Annotated in this window: 16 protein-coding genes; 13 read left to right on the top strand and 3 right to left on the bottom strand. The window is 60.0% G+C overall.

The window, feature by feature from the left end:
• Nucleotides 1-38: 38 nt before the first annotated feature.
• Together IPK17_RS05855 and IPK17_RS05850 are read left to right on the top strand one after the other, a co-directional pair.
• Nucleotides 39-2,000 carry a cation:proton antiporter domain-containing protein gene (locus tag IPK17_RS05855; protein ID WP_343416743.1) on the top strand — a complete coding sequence of 654 codons (1,962 nt, stop codon included), beginning with the start codon at nt 39-41 and terminating at the stop codon, nt 1,998-2,000.
• A 28-nt stretch (nt 2,001-2,028) separates the two neighbouring features.
• Nucleotides 2,029-2,922, top strand: a complete 894-nt coding sequence (locus IPK17_RS05850; RefSeq protein WP_343416742.1) for a toll/interleukin-1 receptor domain-containing protein — start codon at nt 2,029-2,031, stop codon at nt 2,920-2,922.
• Nucleotides 2,923-3,308: 386 nt separating this feature from the next.
• Here IPK17_RS05850 and IPK17_RS05845 read toward each other — a convergent pair whose 3' ends face one another.
• Entirely contained in the window at nt 3,309-4,619 is a 1,311-nt protein-coding gene (locus IPK17_RS05845) for a LysM peptidoglycan-binding domain-containing protein (RefSeq protein WP_343416741.1), read from the bottom strand.
• 309 nt (nt 4,620-4,928) lie between these two features.
• Here IPK17_RS05845 and recA point away from each other — a divergent pair, with 309 nt between their 5' ends.
• A complete protein-coding gene (gene recA / locus IPK17_RS05840; protein ID WP_343417288.1) occupies nt 4,929-6,071 on the top strand; it encodes a recombinase RecA in 1,143 nt (380 codons plus the stop codon).
• 88 nt (nt 6,072-6,159) lie between these two features.
• Here recA and IPK17_RS05835 read toward each other — a convergent pair whose 3' ends face one another.
• Nucleotides 6,160-6,855 carry a TetR/AcrR family transcriptional regulator gene (locus tag IPK17_RS05835; protein ID WP_343416740.1) on the bottom strand — a complete coding sequence of 232 codons (696 nt, stop codon included), beginning with the start codon at nt 6,853-6,855 and terminating at the stop codon, nt 6,160-6,162.
• A gap of 156 nt (nt 6,856-7,011) precedes the next feature.
• Here IPK17_RS05835 and IPK17_RS05830 point away from each other — a divergent pair, with 156 nt between their 5' ends.
• Nucleotides 7,012-8,286: a hypothetical protein gene (locus IPK17_RS05830; RefSeq protein ID WP_343416739.1), complete on the top strand. Its 1,275-nt coding sequence runs from the start codon at nt 7,012-7,014 to the stop codon at nt 8,284-8,286.
• Nucleotides 8,287-8,393: 107 nt separating this feature from the next.
• Here IPK17_RS05830 and IPK17_RS05825 read toward each other — a convergent pair whose 3' ends face one another.
• The gene (locus IPK17_RS05825) at nt 8,394-9,431 is read right to left on the bottom strand and encodes a C39 family peptidase (RefSeq protein WP_343416738.1); all 1,038 of its coding nucleotides are present in this window, start codon (nt 9,429-9,431) and stop codon (nt 8,394-8,396) included.
• Between the two features lie 152 nt (nt 9,432-9,583).
• Here IPK17_RS05825 and IPK17_RS05820 point away from each other — a divergent pair, with 152 nt between their 5' ends.
• From IPK17_RS05820 to IPK17_RS05780, 9 genes are all read left to right on the top strand, one after another.
• On the top strand, nt 9,584-11,584 hold the full coding sequence (locus IPK17_RS05820) for a protein kinase domain-containing protein (RefSeq protein ID WP_343416737.1): 2,001 nt from the start codon (nt 9,584-9,586) through the stop codon (nt 11,582-11,584).
• A gap of 308 nt (nt 11,585-11,892) precedes the next feature.
• Nucleotides 11,893-13,920, top strand: coding sequence for a protein kinase domain-containing protein (locus IPK17_RS05815; protein ID WP_343416736.1), 2,028 nt, complete (start codon nt 11,893-11,895; stop codon nt 13,918-13,920).
• Nucleotides 13,921-13,943: 23 nt separating this feature from the next.
• Nucleotides 13,944-15,476 carry a protein kinase domain-containing protein gene (locus IPK17_RS05810; RefSeq protein WP_343416735.1) on the top strand — a complete coding sequence of 511 codons (1,533 nt, stop codon included), beginning with the start codon at nt 13,944-13,946 and terminating at the stop codon, nt 15,474-15,476.
• Between the two features lie 206 nt (nt 15,477-15,682).
• On the top strand, nt 15,683-17,290 hold the full coding sequence (locus IPK17_RS05805; protein WP_343416734.1) for an ABC transporter permease subunit: 1,608 nt from the start codon (nt 15,683-15,685) through the stop codon (nt 17,288-17,290).
• A complete protein-coding gene (locus IPK17_RS05800) occupies nt 17,283-18,185 on the top strand; it encodes a carbohydrate ABC transporter permease (RefSeq protein WP_343416733.1) in 903 nt (300 codons plus the stop codon). The genes IPK17_RS05805 and IPK17_RS05800 overlap by 8 nt, the downstream gene beginning before the upstream one ends.
• 180 nt (nt 18,186-18,365) lie before the next feature.
• Nucleotides 18,366-20,201 (top strand): choice-of-anchor Q domain-containing protein, encoded by a 1,836-nt coding sequence (locus tag IPK17_RS05795; protein ID WP_343416732.1) that lies wholly within the window; start codon nt 18,366-18,368, stop codon nt 20,199-20,201.
• A 137-nt stretch (nt 20,202-20,338) separates the two neighbouring features.
• Nucleotides 20,339-21,283: a phosphotriesterase family protein gene (locus tag IPK17_RS05790; RefSeq protein ID WP_343416731.1), complete on the top strand. Its 945-nt coding sequence runs from the start codon at nt 20,339-20,341 to the stop codon at nt 21,281-21,283.
• A gap of 321 nt (nt 21,284-21,604) precedes the next feature.
• On the top strand, nt 21,605-22,879 hold the full coding sequence (locus IPK17_RS05785; protein ID WP_343416730.1) for an ABC transporter substrate-binding protein: 1,275 nt from the start codon (nt 21,605-21,607) through the stop codon (nt 22,877-22,879).
• A 12-nt stretch (nt 22,880-22,891) separates the two neighbouring features.
• On the top strand, nt 22,892-24,958 hold the full coding sequence (locus tag IPK17_RS05780; RefSeq protein ID WP_343416729.1) for a sensor histidine kinase: 2,067 nt from the start codon (nt 22,892-22,894) through the stop codon (nt 24,956-24,958).
• Nucleotides 24,959-25,066 lie beyond the last annotated feature (108 nt).

Genomic DNA, 25,066 nt, shown 5'->3' with positions numbered 1-25,066 from the left:
GTGGTCGAAAAATAAGGCGTTCATCAAAAGGTTGAACTATGCCCGAACAACCCCTCGCGCTACTGCACGAACCGCTCCCCGTGTTCCTGACAATCATGGGCGTGATCTTGATTGCGCCACTGCTCTCCACGCGGCTGCGCCTGCCGGGAATTGTCGGGCTGGTGGTCGGCGGCATCCTGATCGGCCCGTTTGGGTTCAATCTGCTGGAAACCGAAGGCATCGTCGAACTCTTCTCGATCATCGGACTGATTTACCTGATGTTCAACGCCGGGCTGGAGATCGATCTCGCGCAGTTCAACCGCGTGCGCAACCGGGCGATTCTCTTCGGCGTGCTGACGTTCACCATTCCGCTGATCGGCGGGACGCTGCTCGGACGCTGGCTCGGTTTCACGTGGGGCGGTGCGATTCTGCTCGGTTCGGCGCTGTCCTCGCACACGCTGATCGCCTTCCCCATCCTGACGCGGCTCGGCGTGGTCAACAACGAGACGGTGTCGGTGACGGTCGGCGCGACGGTGTTCACCGATATTTCGGCGTTTCTCGTGCTGGCGGTCATCACCGGGGTGAGCGGCGGCGACGCGGATATTGGCGAATTCCTCACGCTGTTCGCGTTGATGGGCGCGCTGGCGGTCGGCATCCTCGTCATTTTGCCGCGCGTGGGCAAAAAGCTGTTCGAATACCTGCGCGGGCGTGACGTGGAATTTCAGTATGTGCTGTTCATCCTGTTCGTGGCGGCGCTGCTCGCCGAAATGATCGGCGTGCACGCGGTCGTCGGCGCGTTCCTGACTGGGTTGGCAATCAATTCGATGCTGCCGCGCCATAGTCAGGTGATCGGCCGCATTCTGTTTGTGGGCGAAGCGCTGTTCATCCCCAGCTTCCTCGTCTACAGCGGGATGATCACTGATCCGGGGGCGTTCATCGGCGGTGAAGCGCTGATGATCGGCCTCGCCATGACCATCATCGCTTACGTGGCCAAGTTCGCCGCCGCAGCTATTACGACACGCCTCTTCCACTACAATCGCGACGAACTGTGGACAATGTGGGGCTTATCGCAGTGTCAGGCCGCCGTCACCCTGCCGACGATTCTGGTCGGCGTGGAAGCGGGGCTGTTCCCGCTCTCGGTGTTCAACGGCACGATGCTGATGATCCTCGCCACGTCGATCACGTCGCCGCTGCTGGTGCAGCGCTTCGGCCAGCGCCTGCGTACCCCGCAGGTCGTCTCGCTGCCGCAAAACCTGTTTGAGCGCGTGCTGCTGGCCATCAGCAACCCGGAAACGCAGGATCACATGATCGCGCTGATGCAGTTGTTGAGCGAGTCGAAAGGTGGGAAACTGGCCGTGCTCAATGTGGCACTGGCCAATCGCGCGGGGGCGATCGAAGGACTGGACGATCAGGATCAGGTGGTCAATGCCGAAGCTTTCCGGCACAGCGAGGTGACGCGTATCGAACGCATCGACGACTCGCTCTCCCGCGGCATCCTGTACACCGCCACCGAGCAAAATGCCACACTGATCGCGCTCGGGTGGCGCGGCAAACCGACGCTGGCGCAGAACATCTTCGGCACGGTGCTGGACGATGTGCTGTGGAATTCGCGCACGCCCGTCATGGTGCTGCGCATCACGCACCCGATCAACGCGCTGGAACGGGTGCTCATGATCATGGAACCCAACAGCACCGCCATGAACTTCATCGACGAGATGGCCGATGCGGCGATCATCGTCGCGGACAGCCTGAATGTGCCGCTCGTGGTGCTGAGCGCGAAAGAATACTATGCTGAAGTGTGTGACTGTCTGGAACGCCTCAAAATGGATCATCCCTACACGGTCAACGTGCTGGATGCCCCAGGAATTGGTGTAATTGAGAACAAAATCGCGGCGTCTGACCTCGTGCTGCTCAGTACGACGGGCACGCGCCAGCGCTTTCAGTCGAGCTTAGGTAAAATACCAGAAGAGTTAGCGCATCGAACCGGGGCGTCGCTGGCGATCATCCATTATCAGAGTTGAGCCGCCCTCCAACTTGAGAGCAGAGCTTATGACGCAGCACCAACCGAGTATCTTCATCAGCCACAGTTCGCAGGATCGCGATTTCGCGCTCAAACTGGCGGATGCCCTGACGGACGCGGGGTATCGCCCGTGGGTAGATGTCGAAGCCATCCCCGACGGCTCGTCGTGGGCGCGCGAGATCGAAAAAGCGGTGACGGAGTGCGGCGCGCTGATCGTGGTCATGTCCAAGCCCGCGCGTGACTCCGAGTGGGTGGAGCGGGAAATTCTGCTGGCGCTCGATTTACATAAGCCGCTGCTGATCGCTCGGCTCGACGATGCGCCGCTGCCCATTGCGCTCATCAACCGCCAGTTCACTGACTTCCGCAAGCGGCACGAACCGGCCTTCAAGCGGTTGATCGCGGCGCTCGGCAAAATCCAGTTTCACCAGCCGCCGCCCCCGCCCACTGGGCGCGAGGCGATCAAGCTGGCGCCGACGCCCAATTCGCTCAATTACTTCAAGTACATGGAGCAATTGCCCAACGGGGTCGAAAACGCGCGCATCGCCCGCAGCCTGTTCGACTGGGCGAAGGACAACACCGACAGCCTGACCTTCAGCGGGCGCAGCGAACCCGCCTTTCACGCGCACATCTGGGTGGGCGCGGGCGGCGTGGTCGTATTTTCGGTGCGCTCGTTCAGCAAGCAGCCCGCCGTCGAAGTGCCGCTCCAGTACCTGATGCCCTTTCCGCCCTACGATCAAGCCGCTGAACGGCTGGCGGTGCTGGACGCGCTCAATCGCCTGAGCACCACGCCGATCGAGCCGTCGCGCGCCGACCGCCGCCCGACGCTGCCGCTTGCCGCGCTGGCGACCGCCGCCGCGCTCGACACGTTCACGGCGCTGATGCGTGATGTGGTCGCGAAGATTCGCGGCGGGGCGACGAGCTAAAATCCGACCCACCCCGGCCTTGTGACAGGGGTAGGTTTCCAATTGTAGGGACGAGGCAAGAGGGTGTTGAAAAAGCTCAGACTCTGACCCCACCCCCGCCCCTCCCCGAATTCAGGGAGGGGAGACAACACCGCTCGCAACGCCTCCCCTCTCCCCGCTTGCGTGGGAGAGGGGTCGGGGGTGAGGGGTTTTCAGAAGCCATTTGAAAAATGGGTTGTTTTCACTTGGGTAGGGGCAAGGCGCGCCTTGCCCCTACGAGAGAAATTACTCTTCTTTGGTAATCCACTGTGCTTGATCAGCCTGAAAATCAAAACTCCCCGTGACAGATCCCGGCCCCTCAGCGAATTCAGCGAGGGGAGCCAACCTTGCGCGCCAAACGGAGTCGTCTACTGCGTCCGCATCGCCGCGTTGAGCGCGATACAGGCGATGCATTCGCCGTCACTGCGGACGATGGCATAGCCAGCTTCGGGATTATCGCCGTAGACCGTCGAATCAACATTCCACACGATGAACAACTGCACGCGACCATCATTGCGGGCTTGGAGCGCGGCCTGGGCCAGCCATTCCGCTTGTTCGCTCAGCGACGTATTGGTCGCCCACTCGTAAGCGGTGGGGAGGGCAGGCAGTCCAGCGCTCGTCAGGTAGCCGATGCGCGTGATGCACAGCGGCTTGTCGGGGAAGATCCCCGCGACTGTATCGAGCAGGGGCGTGAAGTAGTAGCTGTGATGATCCGGCAGGCTGCGGCGGTCACCCGTGCTGACATACGGAGCCAGCGCGCCCTGCGTATACTGCACGCCGATGCAGTCGGCGTAGTTCGCCGCGCCCGCGTCGGCCATCTGCCGCATGTAGGCGCCATCTTCGCACCCGCTCGGCAGGCATGAGGCGAACAGGGGCGTCGGCACGGGCGCGCCGCTGATCACCGTGACGGCGGGATTGGCCGTCTTAATCGCGCTGTAGGCAAGGCGCAGCAGGTCGGTGTAGGCGGCGGCGCTTACACGGTCGTCCGCCCAACCGCTCTCCATGTTTTGATTATTCCACACTTGAATGGCATCCGGGCTGAGCGCGGCGACCTGCGCCAGAAACCCCGCGAAAGCGGCGTTATAGGCTGCGGGATCCGCTGCCCATTCGGTGGGATCACCCTGCACGGTGAGCAAAATGCGGAAATCGTTGGCGCGCGCCGCATCGATGGCGCCCTGCGCGATCTCCATGCCCGCGCCCTGCGTCCAATGGACAGCGCTGCTCGCCCACGTCATCGACGCGCGGCGCATCAGTTCGGGGTAGGCAAAGCTGAGGACTTCGCCGCCCAATTGGAAGTTGATCTGCGGCATGGCCGGGTCAGCGGTGACTTCTGGCGGGATGACGACTTCCGGCGTGGCTTCGGGCGCTTCGGCGGTGCTCTCCGGCGACTCGCCCGCCGTATCTACTGCCGGGGCGGGGGTGCTGGTCGGCGCAACCGTGGCCGCGCGGGTGGGCGCAGGCGTCGGTTCGACGCCGGGGATGACGAGAATTTGCCCCACGTAGATCAAATCCACGGTTGGCAGGTTATTGGCCGTGGCGATGGCATTCGCGGTGACGCCAAAGCGCGTGGCAATGCGTCCGAGCGTATCGCCCGGCTGAACAACATAGGTCGTCTCTTGCGCCAACACAGCCGTGCTGACGAGGAGCAGGACGACGATCACAAGAAGTAGTCGGCGCATACGTGGTTTACCAAATCGTGTAGGCAAGCGGTCAGTTCCCGCCCACGTCACCGTGGTTCGGGGCTGCCTTTATTATACGGGATGATCGTTTGAAAGCTCATACAATCATTAAGTCTGCCCGATCTACGGGGAAAAATACCTATTCCGGAGTTGCATTTTTAGAACAAATATGCTATCCTGATCCCGCTTTTGGTAAACACCGCTATAATGGATGACACGGTTTAGTCGTGCTTAAAGGGGTTGGGGGACGTGGCAAAAAGACCAGCAAAAGAGCCAAAAGGTTCAGGCGAGGAAGTCAGTCAGCTCGCGATAGGCGATGAGGGTCGTCTGAAAGCGCTGGATGCAGCGGTCAACGAACTCACGAAACGCTTCGGTGATGGTACGGTCGTACGCCTCGGCGATGCGTCGCACATGGTGGTCGATGTCATCCCCAGCGGTTCGCTCACCGTAGATATTGCGCTCGGCGTCGGCGGTATTCCGCGCGGGCGTGTGACCGAAATTTACGGCCCGGAAAGTTCGGGTAAAACGACGTTGTGCTTACACGTGGTCGCCGAAGCGCAGAAGCGCGGCGGCATTTGCGCGTTTGTCGACATGGAACACGCGCTTGACCCGCACTATGCGGCGCGCATCGGCGTGAACGTCGATACGCTCTACATTTCGCAGCCCGATACGGCGGAACAGGCGCTCGAAATCACAGAGACGCTGGTGCGTTCCGGCGCGCTCGACGTTGTGGTGCTGGACAGCGTGGCCGCGCTCGTGCCGCGCGTCGAAATCGAAGGCGAGATGGGTGAAAGTCACGTCGGCGTGCAAGCTCGCTTGATGAGTCAGGCGCTGCGCAAGCTCTCCGGTGCGATCAAGCAGTCGAATGTCTCCGTGCTGTTCACCAACCAGATCCGCGAAAAGATTGGCGTGATGTACGGCAGTCCGGAAACTCAGCCGGGTGGCCGCGCGCTGAAGTTCTACGCCAGCGTGCGCCTTGATGTGCGTAAGCTCGAATCGATCAAGGCGGGCGGCGGCGAAGTCGTCGGCAACCGCACCCGCGTGCGCGTGACCAAGAACAAGGTCGCGCCGCCCTTCCGTGAAGCCGAATTTGACATCATGTTCCTCGAAGGCGGCATCAGCAAGAGCGGCGAAGTGCTCGACCTCGCCACCGACCTGAACATCGTCGAGAAGCGCGGCGCCTTCTATCGCTATAATGACGGCTTGCTCGGTCAGGGGCGTGAGAACGCCAAGCAGTTCCTGCTGGAAAATCTGGCGGTCCGCGACGAAATTGAAGCCGCCATCCGCGAACGCTATGGTCTGCCCGCCGCACCCGCCGATGTCCGCCGCGCCGCCGCTGTGCCCGTAGAAGCGCCAGCTGCTCCGCCTGCGCGCAGTCCACGCCGGGCTGAAGATGGCAACGGCGCACCGACACCGCAGCGCCTGCTCGACGACGAAGCGTTCGAAGAATAAAGAGAGTTCACAGTCGACAGTTCACAGTGGACAGTCAAAAGCTGTTTTTACTGTGAACTGTAAACTGTTCACGCCCCAAATCTCGAACTCAGAAATGTCCCTGCGGTGGATGCTGCGCGGATCGCAGATCAGTCTCACTGTCCTCCTGAATGAGTGGAATTTCAGTTACGGGCGTTTGCCCGACACTCTTGAATAACCCAGTAGTTCCATAGGAAATCAGATGTATTAGGTGATGCGAGATCTGTGTCGGTGTTTCGCGAAAACCTTCGTTTGCCCACCATGTCGCTGTACTGATAATGGCTCCCGCGTAAAAACACGCAGTCATCTCCAGAGGAATCCGCGCTGACCCTAGTTTGCTCTGAACATACTTGAGACGCTGTAAGGATACTTGGGTTAAGTAAGACAGTAAACGTTCACGAAACGGATTCACCCCTCTGCCCGTTAGCATCGCCGTATAGAACAATTTGTTATCCAAAATGTGCTGAAATAGCTGGACAAAGTAAGCCGGCGGGTGATCCGGATCGAGGCGTTCGTAAGCCTCAAGCGGAGATACCAGCTCGGTTGTGAATTCTTCATACATGGTGGCCATACCGCTGGCAAGCAAGTCAAACTTATCTTGGAAGTGATTGTAAAAGGTGGTGCGATGCACCATTGCCCGTTCACAGATATCGTTCACTGTAACGAAGTCAAAATCGCGCTCCAAAATTAATTCCATCAGCGCTTCCCAAACCAGTTTACGGGTGCGGCGCACGCGCAAATCCTCTGACTTGCTGCTCTTGTTCATCTACAGATATCCCCCATATCTAAGTTAGTCTACAAACGTCGTCGCTTTGGTTCTTGATCCCTGAACTCGATACGCCAACAATATCTACAATGTAGAAGATAATCTACTCAATGTCGAGAAATGGGTTGATGCTTCAACCGTGTAAAGGACTTGAACATGTCGGCTTCGGGGACACGCACCGGCATTCTTCACATGGGGCTTTCCAAGAACTCGCTGATTGACTACCAATACATCCGCACCCTGGGCTACCAGCAGTACGACGCCGCCTCTATCGGAGAATGTCTGTATGCGATTGACCAGATTCGCCGTGGTGGGGAGACGGTCGAAGTTTGGGTTCAGACGTGGTCAGAACTGGCAGCGCAGACCGCAGAACGTGCTCAGGCTGAACTGGAGGCAGGGTATAAGTCATCGGCGCGCTTTAGCTACCTGTGTGCCTACAACTACTATCGTGCTGCCGAATTCTATTTTCTTCCCCCCGGCACAGATGAACATCGGCGGCTCTATCAAAATGGTCTGAACTGCTTTATGGCGGCAGGGAAACTGTTCGAGCCAGCCTTCGAAGCGGTCGAGATTCCCTATGAAGAAGGGGTGACGTTGCCGGGGTTTCTCTTCTCCGTCTCCGACAACCGCCAACCCGCGCCAACGATCATTGTGGTGGGTGGTGGTGATGCCTATGGTGAGGAAGCCTACCTGATGGCCGGTGTTCCAGTGGCGCTAGAGCGCGGCTTGAACGTCCTGGTGTTTCATGGTCCAGGACAGCGCGGTTTGCTGCTGCGCCACCCTGAACTGCCCTTCCGCCCGGACTACGAAGTCCCGATCCGGGCAGTGATCGATTATGCCGTGTCGCGTTCAGAAGTTGATGCAGAGAAGCTAGGGTTGTTAGGCTATAGTCTGGGCGGGTATCTTGGTGTCAGAGCTATCGCCCACGATCGGCGAATCAAGGCTGCCGCTTTCAATGCGATTATGCCTAGTTTCTCTGATCACATGATCGGTGGTATTCGCAGTCAACTGCCAGCCCCAGTTGGACAGCTCGTTTTCGCCGCCCTAGACAAGCTTCCCATCGCGTTTGTGAATTGGATGGGGCGCAGGATGATGGGGAAAACCCCCATTCACCGGGCAACAGCCGAACTGTATATGTTCTGGGCGAATGGAGTCTCGAACTTTGCTGAATATCTTGATGTGATTAAGCCGTTCAACGCTTACGGGCTCGAAGCTCAGATCACATGTCCAGTCCTTGTGGTTCAGGGGGAAGGCGAGGGAGATATCCCGCGTCAGCTGGCAGTCGCATATTTGGACAAACTCAGCATTGCCAAGCGCTACCAACTGCTCACCAGCCAGAATGGCGCAGATAATCACTGTGGCTTAGGCAATCTGCATTACACCCATCAGACAATGTATGACTGGTTGGCGGATACCCTACAAAACCCGTAAGGGGGCAGAAGCATACATCGGTCAGCGCATTTTGAAGTTATTGTGATCCAGAACAGATTAGGCAGGGCGAATGTTCCGTTACCTAATCTGTTCTGTTACTTGGCGCGTTAACTCGCGCCGAGGTCTTCCAGCGCGACGCGGGCGGGGGTGAAGTTGGGGTTGAAGCTGATCGCTCCATTGAAGTTGCTGATCGCGCGATCGGTTTCGCCCAAACCCAAACGCGCCAACCCGCCGTAATAGAATGTCTCCTCGACGTACTGCCCGCCGCCATCATTCAGATTAGCCTGTGCCAGCGCGATCACCTTGTCATACTGCTGCGTCTGCACATACGCTTCCAACATGCCGAACTGATACCAGTTCATGCGCCACGGCAGACCGCCGCCGACGTTGCGCGCCTGATCATAGGCGACGGACGCTTCGACATACATGCCCAGCCCGGCGAAACTCGTGCCCATGTTGAACCACGCGAAGGGATCCTGATCGTTGGCGATGGCTTCGGCGCGCGCCAGATTGAGCGCGTTCTGCCAGTTCACCGTTTCGTCGGCGTCGTCGCCGAGCAGCGCCATGACTTCAGCCTCGCGGGTGATGTCGTAGAGCACGATGTACAGGTTGTTAAACTGCCGCCAGTACGTGTTGACGTGATCGTAGCTGTAGCCGAGGTTTGGGCCTTCATAGCTGTCATGCGTGGTGATCGTCTGGGTGGCGTCGTCATAGCCGATCACAAGCAGGTAATGCCCCATCCAACCGAGGTTTTCGCCGGGGGGTTCGTAGCCCGCTTCAATCATCACGGGGAAGTCGTTCGAGATAAGCTGACGCAGCGTATCCAGCGATCCGCCCTGCCGCACGAGCGCGCGCGTCGTACCGGGCAGGTGATTGTTGACGTATTCGGCGATCTGCCACGGGCTGACGTTTTTGTCTTCCGGGTTCGGCTTCAACCACTGTGCCGCCGGGTACTGATCGGCTTCGTAACCAAAATAGGTTAGGCCCATGGTCAGAGTCGCCGGGCCGCAGTTATTCCAATCCTGATAGATGTGCTGCACACCATTAAGATGATAAGCAGCCGGGACGGTCGTTTGCGCCGCTGCCGTGCCTGTCATGATCAGCAGACTGATCAACACCGCGCCAAGGCGGATGAGAGATTTCATGTTTCACCACTCAATACTTTACGTTTTCCGTGCGCGTCCCATTATATAGTGAAATGAAGAGAGAATCCTCTACGAATAGCCCACGCTAGGCTTTCGCAATTCTTATATCTGTGTCATATACTTAGGCGCGTTTAGGCGTTAAAAGGACTCCTATGCAGCTTGATCATTTCTTGGGCAAACAAATCGACGCATTCACCATCCAAGAGCGCATTGGTCAGGGTGGCATGGCGACGGTCTATCGCGCCTTTCAAGCTTCCATGAACCGCTCGGTCGCGCTGAAAATCATTTCGCTGAACCCGTCACAGGGCGAACGAGATGAATTCCGCTCGCGCTTCGCTCAGGAAGCCAAGCTGATCGCCTCGCTTGAACACATCCACATCCTGCCCGTGTATGACTACGGCATCGTCAACAATGAGATCGCGTTTCTGGCCATGCGCCTGCTGCGCGGCGGCTCGCTGAGCGATCTGCTCAACGCTGGCCCGCTGGGGCTGGATCGCACCGCAGAAATCTTCACGCAGATCGCGCGCGGGCTGGCTTACGCGCACAGCAAAGGCGTGATTCACCGCGACCTGAAGCCAAGCAACATTCTGCTGGACGATACCGGCAACGCCTACCTGACGGACTTCGGCCTCGCGAAAATTCTCGAAAATTCGGAACAGCTCACCAAGACCGGGAACATCGTCGGCACGCCGACCTATATGTCGCCGGAACAACTGCGCGGCGACCCGCTCGATCACCGCTCGGATATTTACAGCATGGGCTGCGTACTCTATCACATGCTCGTGGGGCGGCCGCCGTTCGAGGCGTCCGAGACGAATATGGTGTCGGTGATCTACCAGCACCTGGAAAAGATTCCCGCGCTGCCAAGCTCGCTCAACCCGATCATTCCGCCGGGTGTCGAAGCGGTGATCATGCGCGCGCTCGCCAAGAAAGCCGAAGATCGCTTCAGCACAGCGGGCGAAATGGCGGATCACCTGAATATGGCGCTCGGGCGCAAAATCAGCACCGCGACCTACCCGGCGGTGCACCTCCCCGCGGCGACGCAGGAAACGGGCAAGGCCGAAGTCCGCAAGCCGGTGTTTACGGCGCGCATGGCGGCGCTGGCCGGGCTTGTCGTGATCGTGGCGCTGGTCGCAGTGCTCACCATGCAGTTGACCGGTTCGGGCATTTTCACGCCCACCGCCATCCCCACGGCGACGCCGGTGCCTGACCCAACCATCATCGAAGGTGGGCAGGGTACCGCCGAAGACGCCGTGCCGACCGCCGACGAGATCGCGGCAGCCCAGGCGCGGTTGGGCGCGAATGGCTTCATTGCCTACATCACCTGCAACCAATCGAGCGAATATCACGCCGCGCAAGCCCGCGAAATGGCAGATGCGGCGGCGCGTTATCAGGTCGCCTTCCGCATCTATAACAGCGACAGCGACCGCTATAAGCAGGTCACCGAGCTGGAACGCGCGCGCGCTGATGGCGCTAAGGGTCTGATCATCTGCCCGCTGGACATGGACTTGCTGCGCGACACGCTGCTCTCCGTCGAAGCGGCCCGCATGCCGCTGGTGTTCATGTCTACGCAGAACGAAAGCTACGGCGGCGTGTTCCTCGCCGGGGATGATTACCTGATGGGCGTCGAAGCGGGGCGCGCGGCGGGTGAAATCATCCGCGATGAGCTGGACGGACAAGCCAATATCATCATCCTCGACTATCCGTCACTGCCGTACATCGTCGCGCGGGCCAACGGCATGCAGGATGGCGTGCTGGAAGTCGCTCCGGCGGCGCGGATCATCGGGCGCTACCTCGGCGCGATTCGGGACAATGGACGCGAATCGGTGGCCGACCTGCTCGATCAGGGCGTGGACTTCAATGTGATTCTCAGCATCAACGACGCGGGGTCGTATGGCGCGATTGATGCGCTCGAAGATCACGACATCGATCCGTCACAGGTGATCATCAGCAGTGTGGACGCTGAGGCGTTCGCTCGTGAGTACATCCGCGACAATTACTTCATGCGCGCGTCGGTCGATGTGGGGCGTGAATTGTTCTCACAGACCGGCATCGACGCGATGGTCAAACTGCTCGCCGGGGCAACGCTCTCAGAGACGTTCCTCGTCCCGCCCGGTGGCGTGATCACCCGCGAAGATCTCGTGACCGAATAGCCGCACTTCCGGACACATCATCTCAGAAACAACGATTTGCCGAACCTCAGACCTAAATCTCCTTTCCCAACGGAGAGGGGGTACAGTTGAGTCCGTTCACTCGGTCTGCCGTACAGTCGATTTGGAAACAGCGGACACCCCGTGGGGCAGCCCGACCTTGGCTCAATGGTGAACGATGTGTGCGCCCTTCAATTCAACGGTTTGTAATATGCTATTTAATAGAATGTACATAAATAGAAATAATCGCTCACAATGACAAAAAACTGAGTATAATGACCTTGATTTATCTACCGTGAAGGTCACGTCCTATGCCCGAAACGTGGTCAGGTCGACAAATCGGAGACTTCATTGTCGAAGAGCGCATTGCGCGCGGCGGGCTCTCGACGATTTATCGCGCGCGGCAGATTTCGGTCAACCGCTTCGTCGCCCTCAAAATCATCGACCTCGGTGGCGACATTTCGGATCGCGTGGCGTTTCGCGCGGCGTTTGAGCGCGAAGTCGCGATCACGGCCAGCCTTGAACACATTCATATCCTCCCCGTCTACGGATACGGTCTCGTCGACGACGCGTATGCCTATATCGCCATGCGCTTGTTGAGCGGCGGGGCGCTGACCGATTTGATTCGACGGGCGCCGCTCAAAGTGGATCGCGTGGGTGATCTGCTCAGCGATATTGGGCAGGGGCTGGATTATGCGCATCGCAAGGGTGTACTGCATGGTGATCTCAAGCCGAGCAACATCCTGCTGGATGATGCGGGACGCGCCTACCTCTCCGATTTCGGCGTGGCGTCGGTGATCGCCAGCGCGCTCGATCCGCTGGTCAGCCAATCGCTCAACAAGCTCCCGCTCTACGTGGCGCCAGAGCGACTGCGCGGCGAAGATGGCAATACCCGCTCGGATATCTACAGCGTCGGCGCGCTGCTTTATCACCTGCTGACGGGACGCCCCCCCTTTGAACTGGACGAGGGCGGCTTAGGCAGTCTGATGTTTCGCCAGATGGAACAGGAACCGCTTCCGCCCAAGGTCTTGAACCCGAGCCTCCCACCCGCCATCGACGCTTTGATCCTGCGGGCGCTGCGCAAAAATCCGCCGGAGCGGTTCGCGACGCTGGCGGAGATGACGGATATCTACAACACGGTGCTGGGCAAATCGACGCTGCAATGGCAAATGCCCTCCACGCTCACGCGCGTGCGCCGCCGCCGCTGGTGGCTCATCCCCATCATGGCGCTGCTGATCCTCATCGCAGTGGGCGCGCTCATCGTCAGCCGTCCCAGTTTGCCGACGACGCAGCCGCCGATCACCATGTTGGATGGCGAATTCGGCACGCTGGAGACGCTCACCCCCAATCAGAACACATTGGATCGGGCGCGGGCGGTGCTGGGCAGCGATGGGTTTATTGCCTATCTCAACTGCTCGCTCGATAACGTGTTGTTCGCTTCCCGCTCGCGCTACGCGCGCGAAATTGCCGAGAATTTTGGACTGCGGTTGGTGGTCTACGACGCGAAGAACGATGTATATACCCAGCTCACGCAGATCGAACAGGCGCGGCTGGAAGGGGCCCGGGCGATCATCCTGTGCCCGACCTCGCCAACTGAGCTCGCCGACAGCCTCGCTTCGCTGGAGGCAGCGAACATTCCGCTGGTGTGGGCGACCCTGGTCGATGATGAGTATGGCGCGAAGCTCGACTCGGATAACTACGCCATTGGTCAGCGCATTGGTCAACTGGCGGCAGAGATTTTCAATGCGGAACGCGGCGGCGCGGGGCGCTACATCACGATTGACCGTGGTGATTTTGCCGCCACGCAGCTCCGCGTGCAGGGCATCATCGATGCGCTGACTGCTGCTGCGCCCAATGTCGTAAACAACGGTCGCTTCAGCGCCGAGGGACGTGAGCTGCTGGAAGCGGCAGAAACGGATGTCGCTGCGCTGATTGCCGCCGGACGAACTCCCGATGCGATTCTGTGTGTCTCCGATTCCTGCGCGTATGGCGCGACCAATGCGCTGACCAATGCGAATATCCCTACCAGTCAGGTGTTCATCGTGAGCGCGGGCGCGGAGCCGTTTACGCTCGATCTACTCCGAACTGACAGCTATCTGCGCGGCAGCGTCGCCGTGGATCGGCGGGTGTCGGCGCAGTTGATGGTCTACGGCGCCATCGCTATGCTGGCGGGCGATCCCATCCCTGAACAGCTGCGTTACCCCCCGACTCGATGGTTACCAGAGAGAACGTGGCAAGTTATGATCCTAATTCGTGAGAATCTACAAAAATCTGCAAGATTCTCCCGCTCTCAATTACGTTCTATCGGTTATACTTGTAATGAACACGAACTAACCTGACTTGTGGGGCATGTGCAGTCACGATGATTGCTTCGACGTGGTCTTATCGGCGGGTCGGGGATTTCGAGATTGAGGAACGGATTGGACGAGGTGGCTCAGCCTCCGTCTTCCGGGCAAGACAAGTACCGGTCAATCGCTACGTCGCCCTCAAAATCATCGACCTAGACGCGCAATCGAACGCGCTGGCCTTTCAGCGCTTCCAGCAAGAAGCCCATGTCGTGGCTTCACTGGAACATCTGCACATTCTGCCGATCTATGACTACGGTGTCATCGAAAACCAGCATGCGTATCTCGTCACGCGTCTGATGCATCGGTCGCTCAGTGATATGCTGCGCAGCGGCCCCCTCTCGATTGCGACGACCGCCAAAATCACCCAGCAAATTGGCAGCGCCCTCGCTTACGCGCATAGCTGCGGCGTGACGCACCGCGACATCAAACCGAGCAACATTTTGCTGGATGATACGGGCAATGCCTACCTTAGCGATTTCGGGCTGGCGCGGCGCGACAACCCGGCGCAGTTGATCGGCGAAGAAGACCACGGCATCATCGGCACGCCCAGTTATATTGCGCCGGAGATTTTGCTCGGCAAGCCCGCCGACCATCTATCGGATATTTACAGCTTCGGCGTGGTGCTCTATCACATGCTGACCGGGCGCGTGCCCTTTGAAGTCTCCAGCGGCTTGAACATCGCCAGCCTGTTTTACAAGCATGTGCAGCAGGTGCCCACCCCACCGCGCGAACTGCGCCCCGCGATTCCCCCGGCGGTCGAGCAAGTGATTCTGCGCGCGCTGGCGAAAAACCCACAGGAACGCTACCTCACCGTCAATGACATGCTCGCTGACCTGCAGCAGGCGCTCAACCTGCGCACTCCGCAGACCGAAGTGGGGGCAGCGCGCCGCGTGTCGTCGCGGGTGGTGCTGCTGGTGGCGGTGCTCGCCGCACTCATGATCAGCATTCTCTACAATGCCTATCGCCTGACGACCATCAGCGCCGAACCGATCCAGATTGTGCAGGGGGCGACCGCCGCTTTAGGCGATCTGCTGCCGACGAGCGACGTCATTGCTCGGGCGCGTGCCGCGCTCGGCGAACAGGGCTATATCGCCTATCTCGCCTGCGGGCTGCGCAGTTCGTGGCAGAATACCCGCGCCCGCGAACTGAGTCAGATTGCCAACGATCTGGATTTGCAGCTGCGGGTGTTCGACGCGCAGGGCGACACCTACCGGCAGATCACGCAGGTAGAGACCGCGCAGCTTGAAGGGGCGCGCGCGATCATTTTGTGCCCGCTGGATGCAGAATTGGCGGGCGAAATCGGGCGGTCGCTGGCGCAGCGCGATGTGCCCTTGGTGTATTCTCGCCCCATTGATCAGCCGTACGGCGTCAAGCTCGGCAACAGCGACCTGACCAACGGCGAAGCTGGAGCGCGCCTGATGATCTACGCGATTGTGCAGCTTCTGGCGGGCGGGAGCGTCCCCGAAGTGCTGACCTATGATCTCGAAACGCAAACGCCGCTCGACAGCGAACCTCCACTGCGCACCCAACCGCCTAGCGCCTCGTGATTTAAGATTCTGTGAAATTCAGGCGCAGGAATTGGTTCTCCCGGCATCTGTGTTTACAATTCACATGATCCTGTTTGTACCTTCGTGCCCATCGCTGCCATGACAAGGAATGCACTAGATTATAGGGACGGTCGGGTGGCTGTCTGCTCAGACGGACGCACAGACGGGCGTCCCGAAGGCTCAAGCCCATCAACTAGGGAGAAACTATGGCTCAAACGAGACGCATGACCCGTTTGCGGGAAAACCTGATTGCGTATGCCTTTTTATCCCCCGCCATGATTCTCCTGTTTTTGTTCGGCATCTTCCCGGTCGCGTTCGCGTTTTTCGTCAGCTTGCACCGCTGGCGGCGCTTCCCCGGCGAATATCTCGGCCTCGACAATTTTGCGCGCGGGTTAAGCGGGTTCACCTACGTGATCTTCTTCTGGATCGGCGTGGCGGTCAGCCTCTATGCGCTGATCCAACTGCGCGGACTGTGGCAAAAACGCGCGGATCGGGCGCTGGTGTATGTCCTGCCGGGCGTGCTCAACGGCGCGGCGCTGATTCTGTTCATCGGCTGGTTTACTACCGCGCTGGTGCCTATCCTCAACATTCCGCAGCGACTGCGCGGGCAAAACCTCGTGCAAGGCATCTTCGTGACCGAACTGGTTGCCAGTTTCCAACTGCCCGAAGTGCTCGCCGCGTGGACGCCCTTCCTGACCGTCGCGGTGATCGCGCTGATTGCCAGCGCGCTGACCGTTACGGTCGTGCGCGGCGCAGACCGGGGCGCGCACCTCTTCAAAGCGACCACCGCGGCTTTTCTGATCGGCATGGGCGTGCTCACGATCCAGCTCACGCTGACGGAGATCGGCGCGGCCAGCGGCGATTCACTGCTGCCCACGCAAATCCTCATGATTTCAGTCGGCGCGGCGCTGCTGGTCGCCGGGTACGTGTTATGGACGCGCGGCGTGCGGTCGCACTCGAATCGGCGCTTCGTGGTGCTGGCGGCGGCGGCGCTGGCGTTGATGGTCGGCGGGGTGGTGTTCGTCGCGGAACTGCCGCGCTTGCTGGCCGGCGGCGACCCGGAGGTGCTGCACACCTTCGGCATCACGGTGATGTTCGCGCTCGGCACCGTGCCGTTCCAACTGGCGATTGGGCTGGCACTGGCCTACCTGTTATTCCAGAAGATCAAAGGCCGCTCGTTTTTCCGCTTAGTCTACTTTTTGCCGTATATTCTGCCGTTCGTCGCCACCTCGATCGTGTTCAATCAGATCTTCTCGCAGCGCCCGGCCTCGTTCGCCAATCAGGTGATCGGCCTGTTCGGGATCCCCGATCAGAAATGGCTGCTGGAGGCGCAGGGGATCGTCGAGTTGATCTTCGGTTCCAATGTACCCGCATTCCTCGCTGGGCCGAGCCTCGCGCTGATCGTGATCATGATGTACACGGTGTGGACGTACATCGGCTATGACACGGCGGTGTTCCTCGCCGGGTTGGGCACCATCAGCGGCGAGTTGTACGAGGCGGCGCGCATCGACGGCGCGTCCGGGTGGTCGATTTTCCGCTATATCACGCTGCCGCTGCTCTCGCCGACCACCTATTTCCTCTCGCTGATCGCGCTGATCGGCACGTTTCAGGCGTTCACGCAGATCTGGATCATGCGCACGCCCGCGTCGCAGAGTTCGGTCGATACCCTGAGCGTGTACATCTTCGAAACGGCGCGCGGCACCGATCCCAATATGGGCTACGGCTCGGCGCTGTCGTTCGTCCTGTTCGGCGTGATCCTGCTGCTGACCCTGTTCCAGAATCGTTTAGCTGAAAGTCGGGTGTTCTATGGCTGAAAGCGCGCGTCCCATCGATTTGACAACTGCCAAGTCCACCACGCGCAAACCGATCTCATGGGGGACGGTGTTCGTCTACGCCGTACTGATCATTGGGTTGGTGCAGGCGTTGTTCCCGTTCGCGTGGATGATCAGCGCGTCGCTCATGACGCAGGGCGAAGTCATCATGGGGCGGTTGTTCCCAGAAGTGCCGCAGTTCGGCAACTATGCGGAAGCGTGGGCGAAAGCCAATTTCAGCCAGTTTGTGTGGAACAGCGTGCGCATCACGGCGATCACGCTGTTTGGGCAGCTCGCTGTGTCGATTCCGGCGGCCTACGCTTTCGCGCGCATGCGCTTCTTCGGCAAAAACGTGTTCTTCACGCTGACACTGGCGACGATCATGATTCCGGAAGTCGCCCGCTTCATCCCCAACTACCTCACGGTGATCTGGTTGGGTCGCCTGAGCGAGAATTTGCTCGGCGTGCCGTGGATCAACAACTGGCCGGCGCTGAGCGTGCCCTTCTGGTCGTCCGCCTTCACGATCTTTCTGCTGCGCCAGTTCTTCGCGCAGATCCCCGAAGATTTGTGGGACGCGGCGCGCATCGACGGGGCGGGGCATCCGCGCTTCCTCTGGTCGGTGGTGATGCCGCTCTCGCGCGCGCCGATCATGACCTCGATCACTTTCGGGTTCATCGGCTCGTGGAACGCGCTGCTGTGGCCGCTGCTCGTCACGCAAACCGACGAATGGCGTCCCGTCGCGGTCGGCCTGACCAAGTTTGTGAGCAGCGACGCGCCGAATTCCGTGCATCTGCAAATGGCGGCGGGTGTCCTGATGATCATCCCGATCCTCGCGCTGTACTTCTTCACCCAGAGGCAGTTTGTTGAGGGCATCTCGTCAAGCGGGCTGAAGGGGTAGCAAGTCCCCCTCGCACGGGAGAGGGGAGTAAGTCCCTCTCCCCAGGCTTGATATTAGGTCGGTGCCATATAAGCTAATTCCACCCCCTACCTACAGAAATTCTCCCTCAGTAGATTTATTTCTGACAGGCAAGAATCTACCCTGATAGAGAGACTTATTCAGACATGCTAGAGGGCAGAGATGAACCATCACCGCGGGGCGCAACCAGATAGCACCCGACAACTCCATGACCAGCCTACCCGTTTTTACACACCGAGCTTCACGCGCGTTCATCGGCGCACCAGACTTCCTCGTTTGGTGGTGCTGCTGCTCGGCGCAATCGTGCTGAGTGGGCTGCTGCTGCCGCGTCAGGGTGTGCAGGCGGCGACCTTCAACCCCGGCTGCACGGGCGGTATCGGCGATGCGGCGGCGCTGGCTGATGCCATGTATCAGGCGGCGGTCAACAATCAATCCGATACTATCAATCTCGTCGGCGGTTGTACCTACACGGTCACCAGCACGCTGTATTTTTATTCCGATAACGGCAACACGGTCACCTTCAATGGCAACGGTGCGACGGTCAGCGGGGGCGGCGCGGTGCGCGTCTTCTTCCTCGAAGGCGGCAGCAGCGCGACCATCAACAACGTGCGGATTACCAACGGCAGAGGCCCCTGCTGTGGCGCGGGCATTAACGTGTTCAGCGCCACGCTCGTCCTCGATAACAGCCTCGTCGATAACAATTCGACGGACTATGGCGCAGCGGTCAGCGGCGGCTACGGCGCGCGCATCGAGATCAATAACAGCGTACTGACCGGAAACTCGGCGGGGCGTGGCGGTGCGATCGATACCAGCCCGTACACCAGCTCGCTCGTCCTCAACCACACGACCATTGTCGGGAACAGGTCATACTACAATGGCTTCGGCGGGGGGATCAGCATTCTCAATCGCAATACGGTGATCAACAATAGCATCATTGCTAACAACACCGGCGGCGATTGCGCTTTTTCCTACGGCGGCAGTCTCACTGCCAACTACAGCCTCATGGGCGATGGAAGCTGCGGGGTGGCGGCTGGCGGCGGCAACCTCACGGGCGACCCCGGTTTAGGCGGCGACTATGAGCCGGACGCCGGGAGTGCGGTCATCAATGCGGGTGACCCGGCGTTTGCCTCCAGCGGGACGGATTATCGCGGCGCGGCGCGCGTGCAGGCCGGGCGCGTTGACATGGGCGCGTATGAAACCGCGTTCACGCCGAGCGTCCCCCCGAGTGAAGTGAGCGGGATCACGGTGACGCCGTTCGCCTTCAACATGACCGAGACGAGCGCGCCGCAAACCTATTCGATCACGGTCAGCACGGAGCCGAGTCAGCCGTTCACGCTGGCAGTCAGCTTTGACCCGGCGCAAGTGACGCTGAACGGCAGCAGCGTGTCGCCCCTGCTGTTCACGATCAGCGCGGCGGGCACGGTCAGCGTGACCGTCGCTGCCCTCGAAAACCCGACCAGCAACACCGACCGCGTGACGACCATCGCCCACAGCATCAGCGCCAGCAGCGCGCCAGAATATCCGACAAGTTTGGCCGTTCCGAGCGTCACGATTACCATTGGTGATGTGCCGCCGCCGCCCCCCACACCGCTGTGTGAAGACCATAACTTCGCCGATGGTGGCGTGGTGCGGGTGAGTGCGCCGGACAGCCTCAGCTACGCGATGAACTGCCGCATCCTCTACCAGAATGGCGGCTCCACCACGTGGCTCGGCAGCGCGCTGTATAGCGAAGCGAACCTCGGCGCGCCCGGCTTGTTAGAACTCGGCGTACAGCAAGCGATTGATATCTTCAGTCCAGGAGGCATGACCTATTTCAATGGCGGCGCCGTCTTCTGCCTGCGCGGTCAGGGCACGCTGATCTGGTTGGCGGCGAGCGGTGTACCGCGTCATCCGGAGATCATCGGCAGCTACACCGTGCCGGAGTTCACCAACTTCACCTGCGCGACATTGTTTGAACCGGGCACGCTGGTGCTCGTCAGCGATAATCCGCTCGACTGAGGTCAAGCCACTGCGCAAAGGCGGAGTTTCGGCTCCGCCTTTTTGATTCGGGTACAATGGGCCCAATCGACGGTTCGCCGTCACTCCGCAGCGGGCGAGACTCGAGAGCGCGAAGGTAGTAGCACAGGGAGCACACCATGACTTCAGGCCACATCCAGACGCTGCGCGGCGCCATCCCCGCGGCGGCGCTCGGCAGAACCCTGCCGCACGAGCATCTGTTTGTCGACTTGCGCGGCCCGTTCGTCCCCGGCTACGCGCAAGCCGATCCCGAGCGGGTTGTCGAGCGGATGCTGCCGTATCTGGACGAACTCGCCGCGCATGGCGTGACCGCGCTGGTTGACTGCGCGCCGCCCGGCGTTGGCCGCAATGTGGCGGTGCTGCAGCGGATCGCGGCGGCAACTTCGCTCCACCTCATCGCGCCGACCGGGGTCTACAAAGAAGGCTTCATCCCCGCCGATCTGCTCGACCTGAGCGCAGAAGCGCTGGCTGAGCGCTGGGTGCGCGAACTGACCGAGGGCATGGACGACACCGATGTCCGCGCCGGGTTCATCAAGGTGGCGCTGAACGATCACGGTCCGACACCCATTGAGGTGCGGAATTTGCAGGCGGCGGCGCTGGCCAGCCAGCAGACCGGGGCGGTGGTGGCGAGTCATACCATCGGCGCGACCGCGATCCGCCGCGAGGTCGAGGTGCTCGCCAGCGCCGGGCTGGATCTGCGGCGGTTCATCTGGGTGCACGCGCACACCGTTCATGATCCGGCGGTGCATGTGGACATGGCGCAGCGCGGCGTGTGGGTCGAGTTTGACGCGATTGGGGCGGATGCGTGGATGGATCAGACGCTCATGCTGGATCTGGTCGTCAAGCTGATCGCGGCGGGCTATGCGGAGCAGATGCTGCTGTCGCATGATGCGGGTTGGTACGATCCCGCGCAGCTCGACGGTCGCCCGCAGCCGGATGGCATTCGCGGTTATACCGCGCTCTTTGACCGTTTCATCCCGGCCCTGCGCGCGCGCGGCGTCACCGATGCTGTCATCGACCAGATTATGATCACCAATCCTGCCCGCGCTTTTGCGCTGACCTGAGCGTTTGAGGGAAAACGTGGTTTGTAGGGACGCGCAACGGCGCGTCCGTTTCGCCCCCATTCCAGCGGACGCCCCGTTGGGCGTCCCTACCATTCCCTCAGTTGTTAAATCTGTCCCGCCGTCAAGGACCGGGGGTGAGGCTCGTTCAAGAACGGTGCAGGTGCAGCACCTTATCCAAAAACATGAATAATCACTCTCATAAAATGTGCGATTAATTGAGAACTATATTCGTAAAATAGTTTGCTTATGTGAGAATTTACGCATAGAATCAGCATAGGCTGACACAGCATCGGGCAGCCGGATTGCGCTCAGAGGTAGTCTATGCATCGCAGAACGTCACTCATGCTCGGGATGACGCTCGTCATCCTCCTCGGAATCCGAATTCCGCTGTCGGCCGCGCCCCTGCCGCAAACTGATGACAACACCTTTGTCGTCTGGGGACCTTCCGGTTTGGAACTGGACAGCTACATCACGGCGACGTTTCAAGCCCGGCATCCCGAACTCGAAATCATCATCACCGATCAAGGGTGGGATGAGGCGCTGCGGCAAAATCTGCAGAACGCCATTCTGATGGGCCGCCCACCGGATGTGGTGATCGGCGAGAACTACTTCCGTGCGTTTGCCGCGCAGGGGGATCTCATTCCGCTCGATGACATCATTGCCCCATATGTCGACGATCTGATTCCGGCGACCTATGCCGGCGCGATCTACGCAGACCATGTCTACGCGATCCCCATGTTCACGGGCGTATTTGCGTTTGAACGCAACTGCAGCGTGGTCGAAGCGGCGGGGTTGAACTGTGACGAGCCGCCGCAGTACTGGGACGAACTGCTGACCGAAACGGAGGCGATCACCGCGGCAGGCGTGGGCGATTACTTCGGCTACACGCTGCAAGGACCGGGCGGCACGGCGGTCGGCGCGGCATTTCGCATCGCGGTCTATCAGGCGCAGCTCGACGCGCTCCCGTGTGTCGATGATGCCTGCACTATCCCGATTTTTAACGATCCCGATGTGATTCCGGTCTACGAGATGCTGCGCGAACTCGCGGCGTATACCCCGCCCGGCCTGATCGATAATACGAATGAGGGGCAGGTCTACGAAGCGCTGTTCCGCGGCGTGTCCGGTTATCAGATCGCCGGGAGCTGGCATGTCGGCTGGGCGACGACGGCGGGCTGTACGACCTGCCGCTATTCCAGCATTCCGATGCCGCGCGACGGTCATGCCGCGAACATGCTGGTGGGCAATGTGCTGTACGGCGCGCCGAGCGCTGGTCGGCATCCGGAACTGGCGAAGGAATGGCTGGAACTGTTGATCAGCCGCGAAGCGCAGGAGCGCGTCTTCCCGCTGCTCGGTCGTCTGCCCGTGCGCCGCTCCATCCTGACGCGCCTGGAGGCAACGGTTGACCCCGCGACCGCCACCTTCATTGACCAACTGCTCACCGCCGATCTGGCGATTCTCCCGCAGTGGGAGAGCGATCCGCGCGAGACGTGGGCGATTTACAATGAGCTGCTTTCGGGCGTGCTCAAGTCAGACCGACCGATTCCCGAACTGATGCAAGAGGCTCAAGCCCAGCTTGAGTTGCTGCGCGACGGGTAGCAGCGAGATGTTATGCGGCGCATCGAGAAAGCTTTCGCATCAATCCAAGCGCGGTTGTTAAGCGTATTCTTTATCAGCGCGCTGCTCAGCATCGCGATTGTCTTCGTCTTCAACCAATGGCTGCGCGCGCAGCTCATCACCGAAGCCGACAATGCCCTCATGGTCAGCGCCATGGAGCTCGCCAACCGTGTGGACGAGTTCAACCGCAGCAACCAGCAGGTGTTCAATGTGGGGTCGCGCCTGCCGTCGCTCGTCGATTACCTCGTAGCGAGCGAAGCGGAGCGCAGCGATGTGGAGTTTCAAACGCGCATTCGCATCATCCTCGACTCGCTCGAGGTCGAGCCATGGGATGAGTACTACATCCTCTCGCAAGCCATCCTCAACCAGGATGGGATCAACATTCTGGATACGGCGCCCGAAAACATGGGCGCGGACGAGTCGCAGACCGATTACTTTCGCTCCGCTTTCATCGGCAGTTCGATCAATATTTCGCCCATCGAATATCGACCGGAACGCGGTGGCGTCTATTTCTACTATGGCATTCCGCTGCGCTCACGGGAAGCGCCCAATTCGATCCTCGGCGTACTGCGCATTCAGGTCGCGATTGCGACCGTCCAGAATATCATTCTCGAAAATGCTCGCGGGCAAAACGTCAGCATGTTCGATCAGAACTTTGTGCGCATCGTCGAGACCGAACGCGAAGACCTGCTCTTTCGCAGTATCGCCACGTACACGCCCGACGAGATCCGCGCTTTGCAAAGCGACCATGTACTGCCGCCGCTGCCGGATGACGAGCTCAGCCAACCGCTGCCCGCGCTGGTCGAACTGCTGAGGCACACGCATCAGACGCAAGTGACTTCCGGCCCGATGCTGCCGGATGGCCTGGAGGAGCGCATCGCCATCGTCAAGCTGCAGACCGTGCCGTGGTATCTGGTTATGTCGCAGGCGAGCAGTCCCTATTTCGAAACGGCGCAGCGCCAGACGACGGGCTTGGCAGTCCTGGCGATCGCGCTGACGATTATCGCCCTACTCGCCTCGCTGATCATATCGCGCCGCATCACCGATCCGATTCGCGCGCTGACCGAGGTCGCGGAGCAGGTCGCCGAGGGGCAGCTCAACATCAAAGCGCCGGTCACCTCGAAAGATGAGGTTGGCACGCTCGCCCACGCCTTTAATGTGATGACTGCCGAACTGCAATTGGCCCACGACACACTGGAAGATCGCGTGGTGAAGCGCACTCAGGAACTTTCGGAGACCAACGAGCGGCTGAAACACGAGATTCTCGAACGCGAACGCTACGAACGGCAGGCGCTGGATCTCGCGATCGAGCATGAGCGCCGCCGGATCCTCTCCGAATTTATTCAGAAGGCGTCGCACGAATTTAAAACGCCGCTCTCGATCATCAACGTGAATTCGCATCTGATTAAACGTTTGCTTCCCGAAGAGCGACAGCGTCTGCTCAACACCATCGATGACCAGACCAAATATATCGACGGGTTGGTGTCGCGCATGGTGCTGATGTCGCGGTTGGACAGCGGCATTTCCCCTGCGATGGAACATCTGCCCATCGATGAGATTGTCCGCGCGTTGTGCGCCAACGCCGAGAGCAGCTATCAGGAAAAACCGCTGACCCTCACCGTGGATCTGTGCGCGCCGGACGCATGGGTGTTGGCTGACCGTGATTTCTTGTTGATTGCGCTGCAAAATCTGCTGGATAACGCGCTCAAATATTCCGATGATCAGGTCGAGATCAGGGTGAGCAGCCGCATGGAGTCCGAGATGCTCACCCTGACGATTGCGGACAAGGGCATCGGCATCCCGGTCGAACTGCAAGCCCGCGTCTTCGAACGCTTCTATCGCGTGGACGAAGCCCATTCGACGCGCGGTTTCGGTTTGGGGCTCCCGATTGCCAAGCGCATCATCGAGAGCAGCGGCGGCACGATTGACCTCACCAGTACGGTCGGCGGCGGCACGACCGTCACGGTGCTGCTGCCCGCCACGATCAAGCCGGAACATCGACCGCTGCTGACCGGGCAGCCACAGTCTGCGGACACCTCTTCCAGCGCGATGCTGCGCTGATACCCGGCAGCGCCATGCCCACACCCTGACAAAAGTCTGACCGCGCTTCCTCCCGAAGTGGGATTGAATGCATAAGTGCAGATGCATACACTGAACGCTCGGAAGTGA

This window comes from Candidatus Flexifilum breve (genome assembly GCF_016713355.1).
Note: the sequence above shows the minus strand (reverse complement) of the source record. Positions and strands in the feature narration are given on the sequence as shown.